Origin of the sequence: Streptomyces sp. NPDC098781 (assembly GCF_044759995.1) — a bacterium.
Lineage (GTDB): Bacteria > Actinomycetota > Actinomycetes > Streptomycetales > Streptomycetaceae > Streptomyces.
On the sequence record NZ_JBIWAK010000001.1, the window covers coordinates 296,340 to 311,319 of the forward strand.

Sequence of the window (14,980 nt, forward strand, 5' to 3'; positions counted from 1 at the left end):
GCGGTCGGGCCGTGTGACGGCGGGCGCCGAACCGGCGTGACCAAGGCGTCGGCTCCGGCGCCATTGTCAGTGGCCGCGCCTACGCTGCCACGCGATCACTGACGAGCGGCCGGGAGACTGTCATGAGCACCGACGACGAGACGATGAAGCGCATCGAGGAGGCCATGGCGCTGCAACACGCGGGCGACGCCGACGGTGCCCGGCGACGGTTCACGGAGATCTGGGCGGAGATCGCCCCGGACGGCGACCCCTTCCACCGGTGCGTCCTTGCCCACTACATGGCCGATCTCCAGCAGGACCCACAGGACGAACTGACCTGGGATCTGCGGGCCCTGGAAGCAGCGGGATCGGTGACCGACGACCGCGCCGGGCGGCACCACCCGTCACTGGCGATCCGCGGCTTCTACCCGTCCCTGCATCTCAACCTCGCCGCGGACTACCACAAGCTCGCAGACACCGAGCGGGCGCGCACCCACCTGACCCTGGCCCAGCAGTACTTGGACGGACTCAAGGACGACGACTACGGCCAGGGCGTCCGATCGGCGATACAGAGGCTCGCCGGCCGGCTCCCGTGAGGGGGAGGGGCATCGGGCGCCGAGCGCGGCCGGACGGCCGACACCCACGGCCCCACCCCGTCACGTGATCGCGTGCGTCCGCTCAGTCGAACGGCGTCATGAACTCCCTTGTGGACAGCGCCCGGTTCACGATGCGGGTGTCGCCGACCCACCCGTAGAAGCCCTGCCCGAACTTCTCGTCGAACTGGGTGGCACCGATGACGAAGGGCTTGCCCAGCGTGGTGATGCCGGTCGACGGCTGTGCCGGGTTGCGGGCGATCTTCGAGCCGTCGACGTACATCACCGTGCGTCGGCCGTCGTTGACGAGCGCGATGTGCATCCAGCGGCCGACCGGCACGGCATGGCTCCAGGACGTCGGGTCGGCGTCCTGGGCGTAGGGGTAGACGACGAACTGGAGGAAGCGCTCAGGGGACAGGTTGAGGCTGCACGTGGGTTCCAGCGGTGACCAGCCGGTGGTCTTGCCGGCGTCGCCGTTACGGCCCTCCCAGCTCAGGATGCCCATCCAGCTGTGGTCGCCCTCGAAGGGCTCGGGCAGCAGGATGTGCGTCTCGATGGTGTAACCCCGGGTGAACTTCGCGCTGTTGACGGGAGCGCCCGCGGCGGTCGTGAGGATGGCGCCGCGGTCCGGGCTCTTGCCGCCGTCGAAGCGGAGGCTGGCGTGTGCCGGCTGGCCCGGGTGGTGGTCGGCGGACCAGGTGAGGGCGTCGGGGCCGCTGGAATGCAGCCGGCTCACTGTCAGATCGTTGCCGTTGCCCGTGAGGTCGCGCACGACCGCCCCGTCGGCCACGGGCGCACCGGGGGTGCCGGCCGCGGTCGTACCGGAGGTGTCGAAGCGCCAGTAGGCGACCGTGCCGCGCGGCATGACCGCGGACGCCGGACGCGGCTTCGGGGCCGGGACCGGCGCGAAGCCCTTGAAGCGTTCGTCGAAGTCGATGTCCAGGCTGAACCGGTCCGTGGGGCCGGTCAGTTCGATGGTCTCCGCCTCCAGCGGTGAGCGCCGCTCGGGGTCACGGGTGAGGAACCACGGCGAGAACGTCTCGACGTCGATGACCTTGCGGACCAGGTCGAAGCCGTAGAGACGGATCATCCCGGCGCCGCCGTAGTAGCGGTCCTGGTAGTTGGTGATGTGGACGTGGACATCGTTGTCAGCGTCGTTGGTCAGAACCGTGCGCCCCGGCGGCCAGTAGTGGCCGCCCAGCGCGAGGAAGATCTGGTCGTTGCCACGAATGAGACCGTCCCACAGCCGCTTGCCGTTGTCCGAGAGCTGCGCCGCGCCCTCGTCGTCCGACCAGGCGATGTCGTGCGTGGTGAGCACGGCGGGCAGCGTGGGATGCGCGTCGAGCACGCCCTGCGCCCAGCGCAGCCCCTTGTCCGACACACGCCAGTCGAGGGCGAGGACCAGCCACTCGCGGTCGGCGGCGCGCAGCACGTGGTAGCTGTTGTAGCCGTCGGGCGAGGCACCGCCGAAGGTCGGCATCGACGCGTACCGCTCCGGGCCGAACGCCGCGAGATAGGCGGAGTCGCCGCGCTGGTCGTCCGTGGACGAGCGGATGTCGTGGTTCCCCGCCAGGACGCTGTACGGCACCTTGCCGTGGATGCCCCTGAAGGTGTCGGCGGCGAGGGCGATCTCCTCCTCGGTGCCGTGCTCCGTGACATCGCCGAGGTGCGTCATGAAGGCGATGTTCGCCTCCTCCCGCTCCGCCACGAGGTAGCGGAACGTGGCACGCAGCGGTGCCGGGTCGGCGCTGTCGGCATCGAAGAGGTACTGGGTGTCGGGCAGCACGGCCAGTGCGAACCGCGGACTCTCGACGTCGAACCGGGACCGACCGCTGCTCGCCGCCCTCGTATCGGCCTGCGCCTCACCGGCGCCGGCCGTCGTGACCACCGCGCCGGCCGCGGGTATCGCCACCGCGGCCTGCAACAGCGCGCGTCTGTCCAACCGGTGCCGGTGCTCTCCTGTGCTCATGTGCCCTCCAGATCACGGAACGGTGATGTGAAGGGCACAGTGCTGACCGGCCGTGGCCACGTGATGGCAGCAGCGCGAACGGCGGGCCCACAAACGACGAATGACCGCTCGGCCCCACTGGACGGCCCTCAGTAGACGGACAGGCCGTACGCGCTCAGCACCTCCTGGATCGGCTGGTAGTACGTCGTCCCTCCCGTGGCGCAGTTGCCGGAGCCGCCGGAGAGGACGCCGATGACCTTGTCGCCGGCGTAGAGCGGGCCTCCACTGTCCCCGGGCTCGGCGCAGATGTTGGTCTGGATCAGCCCTTGGACGATGTCGCCGCCGCCGTAGTTGACGGACGCGTTCAGGGCGGTGACCACGCCGCAGCGGACGCCGGTGGTCGCGCCCCGGGTGCAGACCCGTTGGCCGACGTAGGCGGTCGCGGTGCCGGTCACGTCGACCGTTCCGATGGTGCCGGGGTGCGGCACGGCCGGGTTGGAGTAGCGGACGACCCCGAAGTCGTTGCCGGGGAAACTGGTGCCGGTCGTCGGGCCGACGACCGTGTCCAGGGCGGGACCGGTGTACCAGGTGGACACGGCCGCCGTGCAGTGTCCGGCGGTGACGAAGTAGTACGTGGACCCGCCGCGCACATTGACGCCCGCGGTGCAGCGCCCTCCGCCGCCGTAGATGCCGTCGCCGCCGGACAGGAGCGTGCGCAGCCGACCGTCGAGCCGCTCGATGGTGACAGCTCCGGTGAACCGGCCGACGGTGTCGCGGAGTCGGGCGAGTTCGGTGTCCGAGACCGTCGAGTCGGCGAGCACCCGCAGCCTCCCGCCGCGCTCGTCCACGGCCCATGCCGTCCCGTCGATCCCCAGCGATGCGACGGCCGAGGCCAGGCCCGTCGCCGACGGCGTCGTCGGCCGGGCGGCGGGCGCAGCCGTGGCACTGGTGCCGGACACCGTGAGGGCGGCCGCTGCGAGCAGGCTCAGGGCGTAGGCGGTGAGCCGTTTCACCGGTGAGCGTCCATTGGTCGTACGGCGTGCTGTCATCCCGAATCTCCCCGAGGACGGTCGGTCGGCTTCGGGCACGCCCGACGGTCACCGGGCGTGCCGGGCTTGCATGCCGTGGTGCTGGTGTCGTGCGGGTTCGACGCTGGGCCCGGTCCCGTGGTGTCGCTGTGCGCCTCAGACGCGGGGCGGGGGGACGGGGCAGCGCTCATTGTGCCCGGATGCGTCTGGCGGGGGTAGGCCGCGTGCGGGCCCCGGGTCCGCTTGACTTGGTGGGGGCGGATCCGGTGCACCCTTGGCCTGGTCAAGGTGTGACGCGCATCACGGCAGCGCGGTCCGGGCTGAGGACAGACAGGAGTGTGGAGATTTCACTGCGCGCTCGCGTGCGCGCCGGGGATCCGGATGCGTTCAGGCAACTGTTCGACGAACACGCTCCGGTGGTCCATCGGCATGCCATACGGATGACCGGCGACTGGGTGCTGGCCGACGATCTCGTGTCGCTGACCTTCCTGGAGGCGTGGCGGCTCCGGGAACGCGTGCTTCCGGGGGAGGACAGCCTGCGCCCGTGGCTGCTGGGGATCGCGACGAACGTCGCACGCAACACGGCACGGGCGGCGCGAAGACATCAGGCCGCGCTCGCCAGGGTCCCACCCCCGGAACCGGTGCCCGACTTCGCCGACGAGGTGACACAGCGCCTGGCCGACAGCGCGGAACTGGCCGCCGCACAGAGGGCGTTGCGCAGGATGCGCCGTGGCGAACGTGAGGTGTTCGCCCTCTGCGTCTGGGAGGGCCTGGACGCCGCCACGGCCGCCGAGGCGCTGGGCGTGGCCGTCGGCACCGTACGGGCCCGGCTCTCGCGCGCCAGAAAACGCCTGCGCAAGCTCACCGAGGCGGAACTCGCGGGCGGCACCGAAGGCACGGACGGCGCGAGCGGCCGCCGCGGAACGGATGACGGCCTCGGGCGTACCGGAGTGCAACGCCCGGCCGCGGTCGGACAGGTACCAGGCAGCCGCCACTCGGCGGCACGGCCCACGCAGGAGAAGCGATGAACACCAACCCGCGTCGACGTGATCGGCAGGCCGAGTTCCAGGACCTGGCCGAGTTGCTGCCCGCGCCGGCACATCCGGTGCTCCCGCAGGGCCGTCACCACGTTCTGAGGGAACATCTGATGGAACAGATCACCGACGAGGCCTCACGTCAGCAGTCGGACGCGCCGCGCACCTCACCGAGCACTTCGCCGTCGGTCCCCGTACCCCGGCGTCCCGGGCGGCGTCTCGCCCTCGTCGCCGCGCCGCTGGCCCTCGTCGCCGTCGTGGGCCTGGGCGCTGTGGCGGTCGACCTGTCCCAGGACGACGGGGCCTCCACCGGAGTCACGGCGGTCCAACACCGGGAAGCGGTGCGGCTGTTGGACCGCATCGCCCTGGCGGCGGCCGACGGCCCGGAGGTCACGGTCCGCGACGGCCAGTACGTCTACTTCAAGTCCCAGGGAGACTCCAGCATTTGGGGCGGGCCCACCACGCCCGTGCGGAACTCCGACGGGGACGTCACGCGGATGGAGGTCTACAAGGGGAACGTGCAGAGCGAGGAGTGGCAGCCGGTCAACGGCAAGGGGGACGGTCTCCGGCGTCTCGTCGGGCTGACCCCTTCCGGCGAACCCGACCCGTCCCACAAGGACGACATCAGCATGAGCGGTGTTCCGTACCTGACCTTCCGGCAGCTCCAGGCTCTGCCCACCGACCCCGACGCGCTGCTGAAGAAGCTCAGGAGCGGCAGCGGGGTGAGCGAATCCCGTGTGACGGAGACGGTCTTCGAGAACGTGGGCGTCATCCTGGACCAGGCCACCCTGCTGCCCGATCTCAGTGCCGCGCTCTACCGAGCCGTGGCCGAGCTCCCCGACGTACACGTCGTGGAGAACGTCAAGGACGGGGCGGGGCGGACCGGCGTCGGCCTCACGTACACGTCCAAGGGCTCCTCGGGTGGAACGAACGCCACCTGGGTCTTCGACTCGAAGAGCCTGACCTATCTGGGCACGTCCAAGAGCGCGCTCCTGGACGTCGGTGTCGTGGACGGGAAGGGCGAGACGGACTCCCGCAGTTCCTGAGTCACCCTGTGCCCGCCGAGACCACGTTGGCCAGAGGCTCGCCTGCCGTGTACCGAGCCAGCTGGGCGCGGACGAGCGCCACGGCGCGGGGCCGGAAGGCCGACGTGGTCGCGGCGGCGTGCGGGGTGATCAGGGTGTTCGGAGCGGTCCAGAGGGGGTGCCCGGGCGGCAGTGGCTCCGGGTCGGTGACGTCGAGAGCCGCTTTGAGCCGCCCGGTCCGCAGCTCGTCGAGCAGTGCCGCGGTGTCGACCACCGGGCCGCGGGAGACGTTCACCAGCAGGGCGCCGTCCTTCAGACGTGCCAGGAAGTCCGCGTCGACCAGCCCGCGGGTGGCGTCGGTGAGGGGTACGGTCACCACCACCACGTCGGCCTCGGGCAGCAGGGCAGGCAGCTCCGTCATCGCGTGCACCGGCCCCTGCCGCGTCTCCCGCGCGGTGCGCGCCAGCCGTAGTACGCGGCACTCGAACGGCCTCAGCCGGGCCTCGACCGCACTGCCGATGGCACCATGACCGAGCAGCAGGACCGTGCGGTCGGCCAGCGCGGTCTGGAACCCCCGGGCCCACCGGTGCGCGTCCTGTGCGCGGACGAGGGCGGGGATGTCACGGAGCGCGGCGAGAACCAGGGTCACGGCGTGCTCGGCCGTGCTGGCGTCGTGCACCCCTTTGGCGTTACAGAGCGTGACCCCGGCGGGCAGATGGGGAAGCAGATCGTCCACCCCGGCGCTCAGCGACTGCACGACGCGGAGGCTGGGCAGCCTCGGCAGCACGGGAAGCGCCGCCGCGGTGAAGGTGTACGGGATGACGAAGAACTCGACGGCCTCCAGCCCCTGGCCGAGGGGTTCCTGATCCGTGCCGTCCCAGACGACCGTGTCCCAGCCGGCCGGAAGCCCCCCGATCTCGGACGGTGGGAAGGGCAGCAGAACCCGGGCACCGGAGGACGGCTGGACAGAACTCATGGGGTCGGACTCCTGCCTTCCTCTCGCCTTCCCACCGGTCGACCAGGTCGCGGAAGTCGCTCGAGAGCCTCGCAGCCGTTTCGCACCGCTGTCGCATTGCCTGAAAACAGGTGAAACTGGCTAACGAGCAAAAGTGTCCCACTGTCCCCGCTGGGAGGCGCGTTGGTCGGCAACGTGGGCGAAACGCGCGTGGTGATCGTGATCGGTGTCTCGGCGTCCGGTAAGTCCACCGTGGGAGGGAAGCTGGCGGCACGCCTCGACGTGCCGTTCCTCGAAGGCGATGATCTCCATCCGGACGCCAACCGGAAGAAGATGGCCGCCGGGGTACCGCTCGACGACGCCGATCGACGGCCCTGGCTGGCGGCTCTCACCGAGTGGATCGGGGCGGCCGCGACCAGTCACCGGGGCGGTGTCGTCGCCTGTTCGGCCCTGAAGCGCGCGTACCGGGACGAGTTCCGGCGTGCGGCCGATGTGTGGTTCGTCCACCTGGCCCTGGACCGTGAGGTGGCGCGGGCAAGGCTGGCCCACCGGAAGGGCCACTTCATGCCCGCGGCGCTGCTCGACTCCCAGTTCGAGGCCCTGGAGCCGCTGGGGGACGACGAACCCGGCGTGACCCTGGACGCGGCGGGCACACCGGAGGAGACCGTCGAGGCGGCACTGCGGGCATTCACCCGGTCGAACGACTGACGGGGCACTCGGACGGCCGGACGGCCCTTCGGCGTCGTACGGGACGAAGCCCGGGCGTACCGGGGCCGTGGTGCGCCGCCGCCGCTCACCTCGGCGGCCCATCATCTGTTGCGGCACCCCGGACCCGCCGGTGGGGTGGAGACATGCAGCCCGAGCACTCCGCCCCGGAAGACCGCGCCCAGTTCCTGGCGGGCGTCGGCGTGCTCGTGGGGTCGAGGGCGGCAAGGCTCACCGGGATCGCGCTCGCCTCCGCCTGTCCGGTGGGCCAACTGCTGTTCCTGTCCGCGTTCCCCTGGTGGTCGATCGCCACCATGGCCCTGTCCGTGCTCGTCGTCTTCGGGCTGGCCGCCGAACCTCGGCACCTCCCGGGCATGCGGGTCTGAGGCGGGCCGGGGCCGCCGCCGGCGCGAGCACCGGAGACCGGGATGGATCTGATCCACTTCAGGATGGTGGTGCCGCCCGCCCTGACCGAGCGGGCCATCGCCCTGCTCACGGCGGACGATCACGTCCTCAACCTCGTGGTCGTCCGGTCGGCGGCGCACGCCCCGGACGGCGACGCGCTGGAGTGCGATGTGATGAAGGGCGCCGCCAACGCGGTGCTGGGCGGCCTGCGCGAGCTCGGGGTCGACCGTATGGGGTCGATCGCCGTCGACGACGTCGAGATGATGTTCTCGCGGCGTGCGGCGCGGATCGAGGCGGACGAGCCCAGCGCGCTCGTGCACACCCCGCTGTGGGCCGCGGTCGAGGCGCACATCCGGGCGCAGGGGACCTATCTGCCCTCCTTCTATCTGTTCCTGGTCATCGCCGGGCTCATCGGTTCGGTCGGCATCATGTCGAACTCGCAGATCCTCATCGTGGCGGCCATGGTCGTGGGCCCCGAGTACAACGCGATCGCGGGCGTCGCGCTGGGCCTGGACCGCGGCAACCGGCGCCGGGTACGCGAGGGCGCACGCGCGCTGACGGTCGGATTCCTGCTGGCGATCCTTGTCACGTTCGGGTTCGCGGCGCTGTCGCGGGCCGCCGATTTCGAGTCCGAGGCGTACGCACGGGGTCTGCGGCCCGTCTCCCACCTCATCGACACACCCGACTTCTTCTCCCTGGCCGTGGCCTGTCTCGCCGGCGTCGTGGGCATCGTCTCGCTCACCGAGGCACGCGCGAGCGCCCTGCTCGGTGTGTTCATCTCCGTGACCACGATTCCCGCCGCCTCGGACATCGCCGTCTCGCTCGCCTTCGCCGACTGGTCCGAGGCGTGGGGCTCGCTGCTCCAGCTTTTGCTGAACGTGGTTGTCCTGGTGATCGTCGGCTTCCTCACCCTTCGCCTCCAGCGTCGGCTGTGGCGTCGCTGGAGGCGCCTGGCGGCCACCGAGGCAGAGGAGTAGCTGGGCGCGGCTACCGCCGGGACGGCCGACGACTTCCGGCTCGGCAGGCCGGTGCCCGGGCCCCGGCTTAGGCTGGTCGAGGGGGCGCCAGTGGAGTTACGACACGGGCCGGAAGGGGCGCCCCGATGGACAGCTATCCGCTGATCGAGAACCACGGTCTGATCGGCGATCTTCAGACCGCGGCGCTGGTGACCACCGACGGGACGGTCGACTGGTTCTGCTGCCCCCGCTTCGACTCACCCAGCGTGTTCGGAGCCCTGCTGGACAAGGACAAGGGCGGGCACTGCACGGTTCGGCCGGCTCAGGAGACGTACGCCACCAAGCAGTTGTACTTCCCGGACACGGCGATCCTGGTGACCCGGTTCATGACCGAGGCGGGCGCGGGCGAGGTGGTCGACTTCATGCCGGTGACCGGCGAGACGGCCACGAACCGGCACCGTCTGGTCCGCATGGTGCGCTGTGTGCGCGGCACCATGACCTTCGAGATCGACGTCGCGCCACGGTTCGACTACGGACGGGCCCGGCACGAGCTGCACATCACCGAACACGGGGCGGTGTTCACCTCGGACGGGATGAACCTGACCCTGCACTCGATCCGCGAACCGGACGACGAGCGCCTGCTGACGTCCCTCACAGGAGAGCACGACCTGCACCTCACGCTCAGTCTGCGAGCGGGCCAGCAGCGCGGGCTGCTCCTGGAGTCCGCCGCCGACGGGCCGCCCAGGGAGATCCGGGTCTCCGAGTACCAGCAGGTCTTTGACGACACCATCCAGTTCTGGCGTTCCTGGCTGGGCAGGTCGCGGTACTCGGGCCGCTGGCGCGAGGCGGTGGAACGCTCCGCCATCACGCTGAAACTCATGACCTACGCTCCCAGCGGCGCGGTCGTCGCCGCCCCCACGGCCGGCCTGCCCGAACAGCTCGGCGGCGAGCGCAACTGGGACTACCGGTTCACCTGGATCAGGGACGCCTCCTTCTCCGTGTACGCCCTGCTGGGCATGGGATTCACGGACGAGGCGACGGCGTTCATCACATGGCTCGGCGAACGGATCAAGGAACGGGCCGGCGAGGACAACGGCGGCACCGGGCCACTGAACATCATGTACACCGTCGACGGCTCCTCGGATCTGACGGAGGAGACCCTGGACCACTGGGAGGGCTACGAGCGGTCGTCCCCCGTGCGCATCGGGAACGGCGCGGCCTCACAGTTGCAGTTGGACATCTACGGCGAGGCGATGGACAGCATCTTCTTCGCGCAGGGGCACGGGATCCACCCCGGACACCGGGGATGGACCGGGCTGATCACCGTCCTCGACTGGCTGGCCGACCACTGGGACCAGGCCGACGAAGGCCTCTGGGAGACCCGAGGCGGCCCCGAGAACTTCACCTACGGCCGTGTGATGTCCTGGGTCGCCTTCGACCGCGCCCTGCGGCTCGCGGAACGCACCGGGCGCCCGGCACCCCTAGCCCGGTGGAGCAAGGTGCGCGACGCCCTGTACGAGCAGGTCATGGCCAAGGGGTGGAACGACTCCCGCGGGGCCTTCGTCCAGCACTACGGCAGTGAGGTCCTCGACTCCTCGCTGCTGCGCATGCCGACGGTCGGCTTCATCACCCCCGACGACCCGATGTGGACGTCGACGCTGGGCGCCATGGAGCAGGAGCTGGTCACCGACAGCCTGGTCTACCGGTACAACCCGGATGCGTCCCCCGACGGGCTGCGCGGCTCCGAGGGCACCTTCTCGCTGTGCACCTTCATGTACGTCGACGCACTGGCCCGCGCCGGACGAATCGACCAGGCCAGGCTCGTACTGGAGAAGATGCTCGGGTATGCCAACCACCTCGGCCTGTACTCCGAGGAGATCGCCCTGACGGGACGTCAACTCGGGAACTTCCCCCAGGCGTTCACACATCTGGCACTCATCGACGCGGCCATCACCCTGGACGCCGCACTGAACCGGCGAACCTAGTCAGTCCGGCGGCGCCCCCGCGGAGTGCTCGGCGGGACCGTGCGGTGCGGGTCCGAGCAGCACGAGCGTGTCCCCCACGGCCCGCTCGACCCCCTGCGCACCGGTGACCGGTTCGAGCCGGCCGTCGGCCCGCACCACGAAGAGCGTCTCGTGTCCCGGCGGTACCGGTTCGGCGGCCGGCCGTACGACAAAGCGGCCCCCGCGCTCGTGCCGGGCGGCCAGGCTGTCCCGGGCGAGGCCGGGGCCGAAGAGGACACCGCCCCCCGTGTACGGGGCGACGACGCCCCCGCCGCCGGGCGGCGGGCCGATGCGGTACACGGGCCCTTCGACCCTGTCCTGCACGATCACCGAGGCGAGCGCGTTGAAGTCGTCGTTCTCGGTGAGCAGGAGGACCGCCGTGACTCCCTCCAGACCTGCCCCGGGGTCGGTCGCCGTGGCAAGGAGTTCTCCCGTGGCCAGGTCGATCCCCGCCGCCGTGATCCGGTCCCGCTCCCGGGGGAGTCCGGCCCACATCAGCACATCCAGTCCGGCCGTGCGCAGCGACCGCGCGACGTCGATCGCCCAGGGGGCGCCGCCCACCAGCAGGGGCCGGGTCCGCGCCGACCGGACCACGCCGAGCCGGGCGGCCACCGGCCTTGCCGTCAGCGCGTACACCAGGACGGTTCCGACGATCACGAGGAAGGTGATCGGCAGGATCTTGTCGGCGCCGTGGAGTCCCTGGTCGACCAGGGTGGCGGCGAACGTCGAGGCGGTGGAGGCGGCGACGATGCCCCGCGGCGCCATCCAGCCGATGAAACGCCGTTCCCCGGAGCCGACGTCCGACCCTGCCGCCGCACAGACGGCGACCAGCGGCCGCACGACCAGGACGAGGGCGGCGACCAGTGCCAGCGAGGGAAGCAGCACCGGCGTCACGGCCTTGGGTGTGACCGTGGCCGAGATCGAGATGAACAGCAGGCCGATGACCAGTTCGACGACGGTTTCGAAGAACGGCCGACGGGCCGGCATGTCGAATCCGGGCAGGTTCGCCAACGCCATGCCGATGACGATCGCCGCGATGAGCCCGGTGTCGTCGAAGATCATGTCGCAGCCGGCCGACACCGCGACGACGGTCGCCAGTTGCGCGAGCGTGCCCAGCGTCTCGCCGAGCCGCAGCCGGCGCAGTGCCAGCCACAACAGCGCGACGCCGACCACGCCACCGGCCAGACCCACGGCCATGCTCCCGGTGAAGGTGCCGAACCGGAAACCCTGCTTCTCCTGTGACCGGACGATGATGTGGAAGACGACCGCGCCCAGGATGCCGCCGAGCGGGTCGATCAGGGACCCCTCCCAGATCAGGATCCTGCGCACCCGGTCGGTCGGTCCGACATGGTCGAGCAGGGGACCGACGACGGTCGGCCCGGACACCACGAGGATCACCCCGACCATCACCGCCACCGTGAGTGAGACGTCGAACAGCGCGGTGACCAGGCCCAGACAGGCACCCCATGTGATGAAGACCCCCAGCACGATCAGCCGCTCCACGACGCGCCGTGTCTCACCCCGCAGATGCCGCAGATCGAGGCCCAGTCCGGCGTCGTAGAGGATGACGGCCACCGCGAGCGAGACCAGCGGCCCGAAGTCGGGCACCAGTTGGTCTGGGTGGATGACGTCGGTGAGCGCTCCGGCGGTGAAGCCGACGGGCAGCAGCACGATCAGGGCGGGAACACGCAACCGGCTCGCCAGGATCTGGGAGCCCACCGCGAGCACCACGGTCAGGCCGATGCCCAGCAGGATCTGCTCTTCGCTCACGGCGGTCCCGTCCCTGTCGAACGCGGTGGTCAGGACCCCGGTTCAGCCCTCGTCCCCGGCACCGCTGCGCCGCAGGTCGGCGTCGGTGAGGGAGTCGAGTTCGCCATGGGTGTCCAGCCAGTACAGGAGGGCCACCGCCGGGAGGACCAGCAGCACCGCCACCAGCGTGACCACGCCCAGCCAGCGCAGGGTGGTGGAGGCGCCCGCCCCCTCGGCGATGGTCAGCGAGGTGGGAATGAGATACGGGCGCTGGGCCAGGCCCCACGCGATCACGGCCGAGGCGACGACGCCGACGGCCGCGACCCGCGACCAGGAGCCGGAGGCCCGCGACAGCAACCCGGCGGTGGCGAACGTGGCCACCGCCGCCAGGATCACGAAGACCAGGCCGGCGCCGTGCGTGAGACCGTGCCAGACGTGCGGCGCGTCGTCGTGGGTGACGAACAGGGTCACCACGGCGAGCACGGCCACGGCGGCGAGGGCGCCGAACGCGCGCCTGCGGAAGTAGCCGTCGAGGTCGGGAGCGTCGAAGCGCCTGGCGTCCGCCGCCAGGAAGACGGCCCCGAGGAGCGCCGTCGTGGCGATGGCGAGCAGACCGAACATGAGGGAGGTGGGGTTGGACCAGGCGTCGTCCGCCGCGGGTGTGCCCGGGGCCACCCGGCCGGAGGCGATGCCGCCGGCCGCCGCGCCGAGGAAGAACGGGGTCACCAAGGAGGAGACGGCGAACACCGCGCCGTACAGCCGTCGCCCGGCGAGCCGTCGGCTGGGCTTGCGCAGGGCGAAGCCGGCGCCCCGCAGGACCATGCCCACGGCGGCCAGCGCCAGCGGCAGCCACATGGCGGAGAAGACCGTCTGGAACATCACCGGGAAGCCGGTCCACATGATGACCAGGACGAAGACCAGCCAGACGTTGTTGACCTCCCAGACGGGGGCCATCGCATGGTCGATGAGCCATCTCGGCCGCTTGCCGCGCTCCGCTCCGCCGGCCGTCAGGTCCCAGAACCCGGCGCCGTAGTCGGTGCCGCCGCCGCAACTGTAGGCGGCGACCGCGAGCAGCAGCACGACGGCGATGACGTCGGCCATCATGAACCGGTGCCTTCGGTAGGGCCGGTGTCAGACGAGCGGGAGCCTCCGACCGGAACGGTCGCCCGGGGTCCGTACGGGGTGTCCGTCTCCGGGCTCTCCACCGGGCGCTCCGCCGCCTGCTGTTCGTCGGCGAGACGCCAGCGGGTCCGCATCTTCAGGAGCACGGCCAGGAACGAGCCGAAGACGAACACGTAGACGACGACCACGAGGCTGAACGTGATCCACAGTCCGGTGGAGTGGGTGGCCGTGACCGCTTCGGCGACCCGCATGTTCTCGTAGACGATCCACGGCTGGCGTCCCACCTCGGTGGTGATCCAGCCGCATTCGACGGCGACGACGGAGGCGACGCCCGCGCACGCGGCGGCGCGGTAGAACCACTTCGACTCCGGCAGCCGGCGCCGGCGCCACCAGACCAGGGCGTACCACAGGGCGAGCAGCACCAGCACGGAGCCGATGAGGACCATGGCGTCGAAGGCCCAGTGGGCGATGGTGGCCTGAGTGGCGTTGGGGCGGTCGGCGGCCGGTACCGAGGTCAGTCCGGTCACTTTGGTGTCGGTGCTGAACCCGGCCAGGATGGAGTCGAACTGCGGGATCTTGATCCCGCCGGAGATGCTTCCGTCCGGGTGGAGGCGGCCGAACAGATACTCCGGCACATGGGTGTCGGTCTTCCAGACGATCTCCATCGCGGCGAACTTGACCGGCTGCTTGTGGAACACCTGCCGGGCGATGGAGTCCCCCAGCATGAACTGGATGGGCGTGCACACGGCGGCGACGGTGAACGGGACGGTGAAGCCCAGGCGGTGGTAGCGGTCCCGGCGTCCGCGCAGCCACCCGGCGGCGTAGACACCGGCCACGACATAGCCGGCCGTCACCAGCATGGCCACGACGAAGTGCCAGTACTGCGGCCCGAACATCGGCGTGAAGATCGCCTTCCAGATGTTCACGTCGGTGGGGTTGCCCTCGGCGTCGAGGGTGAAGCCCCTGGGGGTGTTCATCCAGGAGTTGGCGGCCAGGATGCCGAAGGCGCCGAGCAGGGCCGCCGCGGGCAGCGGAAGCCCGAGCAGGAAATGGGTGCGGGGTTTGAGCCGCCGCCACCCGTACAGATAGATGGCGATGAGCACGGCCTCCAGGAAGAAGGCCCACGCCTCGACACCGAACCCGATGCCGAACACGTCGCCCCATCTGCCCATCAGGCCGGGCCACAACAGCCCGAACTCGAAGGACAGGACCGTGCCGGTGACGACGCCGATCGCGAACTGGACCGCCATCACTGCCGACCAGCGCCGGGCCAGGACCAGGGCGGTCGGATCACCCTTGCGCAGTCCGTACCCGTGCATGATGAGGGTGATCAGCGGCAGGGCCACGCCCAACGGCACCAGGATGATGTGCGAGGCCAGAGTGAAGGCCATGAGCGATCTGGCCGGCAACATCTGCGGCGGTGCGTCCGCGAGCAGGTGCGTCACGGTGTGCATACGTGTCTCCCCGGATACGGACGA

The 14,980-nt window shown here is 70.6% G+C and carries 13 protein-coding genes; 7 read left to right on the forward strand and 6 right to left on the reverse strand.

Annotated features, from left to right (window positions below):
- The first annotated feature begins 122 nt into the window (after positions 1–122).
- A complete protein-coding gene (locus ACIQWG_RS01340; RefSeq protein WP_404088985.1) occupies positions 123–575 on the forward strand; it encodes a hypothetical protein in 453 nt (150 codons plus the stop codon).
- An 82-nt stretch (positions 576–657) separates the two neighbouring features.
- On the opposite strand, the gene ACIQWG_RS01345 is transcribed toward ACIQWG_RS01340, so the two are convergent.
- Both ACIQWG_RS01345 and ACIQWG_RS01350 read right to left on the reverse strand, forming a co-directional pair.
- The gene (locus ACIQWG_RS01345) at positions 658–2,541 is read right to left on the reverse strand and encodes a LamG-like jellyroll fold domain-containing protein (protein WP_404088987.1); all 1,884 of its coding nucleotides are present in this window, start codon (positions 2,539–2,541) and stop codon (positions 658–660) included.
- 128 nt (positions 2,542–2,669) lie between these two features.
- Complete coding sequence (locus ACIQWG_RS01350) at positions 2,670–3,569, reverse strand: S1 family peptidase (protein ID WP_404088989.1); 900 nt, start codon at positions 3,567–3,569, stop codon at positions 2,670–2,672.
- A 317-nt stretch (positions 3,570–3,886) separates the two neighbouring features.
- On the opposite strand from ACIQWG_RS01350, the gene ACIQWG_RS01355 reads away from it, so the two are divergent.
- The gene (locus ACIQWG_RS01355; RefSeq protein WP_404088991.1) at positions 3,887–4,576 is read left to right on the forward strand and encodes an RNA polymerase sigma factor; all 690 of its coding nucleotides are present in this window, start codon (positions 3,887–3,889) and stop codon (positions 4,574–4,576) included.
- Positions 4,573–5,628, forward strand: coding sequence for a CU044_5270 family protein (locus ACIQWG_RS01360; RefSeq protein WP_404088992.1), 1,056 nt, complete (start codon positions 4,573–4,575; stop codon positions 5,626–5,628). The genes ACIQWG_RS01355 and ACIQWG_RS01360 overlap by 4 nt, the downstream gene beginning before the upstream one ends.
- Position 5,629: 1 nt before the next feature.
- Here the strand turns inward: ACIQWG_RS01360 and ACIQWG_RS01365 are convergent, their stop codons facing one another.
- Entirely contained in the window at positions 5,630–6,583 is a 954-nt protein-coding gene (locus tag ACIQWG_RS01365) for a 2-hydroxyacid dehydrogenase (protein ID WP_404088994.1), read from the reverse strand.
- A 174-nt stretch (positions 6,584–6,757) separates the two neighbouring features.
- Between ACIQWG_RS01365 and ACIQWG_RS01370 the strand changes: the two genes are divergently transcribed.
- From ACIQWG_RS01370 to ACIQWG_RS01385, 4 genes are all read left to right on the forward strand, one after another.
- Positions 6,758–7,270 carry a gluconokinase gene (locus ACIQWG_RS01370; RefSeq protein WP_404088996.1) on the forward strand — a complete coding sequence of 171 codons (513 nt, stop codon included), beginning with the start codon at positions 6,758–6,760 and terminating at the stop codon, positions 7,268–7,270.
- A gap of 143 nt (positions 7,271–7,413) precedes the next feature.
- Positions 7,414–7,653 carry a hypothetical protein gene (locus ACIQWG_RS01375; protein WP_404088998.1) on the forward strand — a complete coding sequence of 80 codons (240 nt, stop codon included), beginning with the start codon at positions 7,414–7,416 and terminating at the stop codon, positions 7,651–7,653.
- 42 nt (positions 7,654–7,695) lie between these two features.
- Positions 7,696–8,649, forward strand: coding sequence for a DUF389 domain-containing protein (locus ACIQWG_RS01380; RefSeq protein ID WP_404089000.1), 954 nt, complete (start codon positions 7,696–7,698; stop codon positions 8,647–8,649).
- A 125-nt stretch (positions 8,650–8,774) separates the two neighbouring features.
- Positions 8,775–10,613 (forward strand): glycoside hydrolase family 15 protein, encoded by a 1,839-nt coding sequence (locus tag ACIQWG_RS01385; protein WP_404089002.1) that lies wholly within the window; start codon positions 8,775–8,777, stop codon positions 10,611–10,613.
- Here ACIQWG_RS01385 and ACIQWG_RS01390 read toward each other — a convergent pair whose 3' ends face one another.
- From ACIQWG_RS01390 to ACIQWG_RS01400, 3 genes are read right to left on the reverse strand one after another with little or no spacing between them, the layout of a single operon-like run.
- Positions 10,614–12,401, reverse strand: coding sequence for a cation:proton antiporter (locus ACIQWG_RS01390; RefSeq protein WP_404089004.1), 1,788 nt, complete (start codon positions 12,399–12,401; stop codon positions 10,614–10,616). It abuts the gene before it with no gap.
- Positions 12,402–12,443: 42 nt separating this feature from the next.
- The gene (locus ACIQWG_RS01395; RefSeq protein ID WP_404089006.1) at positions 12,444–13,484 is read right to left on the reverse strand and encodes a cytochrome d ubiquinol oxidase subunit II; all 1,041 of its coding nucleotides are present in this window, start codon (positions 13,482–13,484) and stop codon (positions 12,444–12,446) included.
- Positions 13,481–14,956 (reverse strand): cytochrome ubiquinol oxidase subunit I, encoded by a 1,476-nt coding sequence (locus tag ACIQWG_RS01400; RefSeq protein WP_404089008.1) that lies wholly within the window; start codon positions 14,954–14,956, stop codon positions 13,481–13,483. The genes ACIQWG_RS01395 and ACIQWG_RS01400 overlap by 4 nt, the downstream gene beginning before the upstream one ends.
- Positions 14,957–14,980 lie beyond the last annotated feature (24 nt).

Coding starts and splice junctions, on each gene's coding strand:
- ACIQWG_RS01380 (WP_404089000.1), top strand. CDS start 7,696: ATGGATCTGATCCACTTCAGGATGGTGGTGCCGCCCGCCCTGACCGAG.
- ACIQWG_RS01360 (WP_404088992.1), top strand. CDS start 4,573: ATGAACACCAACCCGCGTCGACGTGATCGGCAGGCCGAGTTCCAGGAC.
- ACIQWG_RS01375 (WP_404088998.1), top strand. CDS start 7,414: ATGCAGCCCGAGCACTCCGCCCCGGAAGACCGCGCCCAGTTCCTGGCG.
- ACIQWG_RS01350 (WP_404088989.1), bottom strand. CDS start 3,569: ATGACAGCACGCCGTACGACCAATGGACGCTCACCGGTGAAACGGCTC.
- ACIQWG_RS01385 (WP_404089002.1), top strand. CDS start 8,775: ATGGACAGCTATCCGCTGATCGAGAACCACGGTCTGATCGGCGATCTT.
- ACIQWG_RS01340 (WP_404088985.1), top strand. CDS start 123: ATGAGCACCGACGACGAGACGATGAAGCGCATCGAGGAGGCCATGGCG.
- ACIQWG_RS01400 (WP_404089008.1), bottom strand. CDS start 14,956: ATGCACACCGTGACGCACCTGCTCGCGGACGCACCGCCGCAGATGTTG.
- ACIQWG_RS01365 (WP_404088994.1), bottom strand. CDS start 6,583: ATGAGTTCTGTCCAGCCGTCCTCCGGTGCCCGGGTTCTGCTGCCCTTC.
- ACIQWG_RS01345 (WP_404088987.1), bottom strand. CDS start 2,541: ATGAGCACAGGAGAGCACCGGCACCGGTTGGACAGACGCGCGCTGTTG.
- ACIQWG_RS01395 (WP_404089006.1), bottom strand. CDS start 13,484: ATGATGGCCGACGTCATCGCCGTCGTGCTGCTGCTCGCGGTCGCCGCC.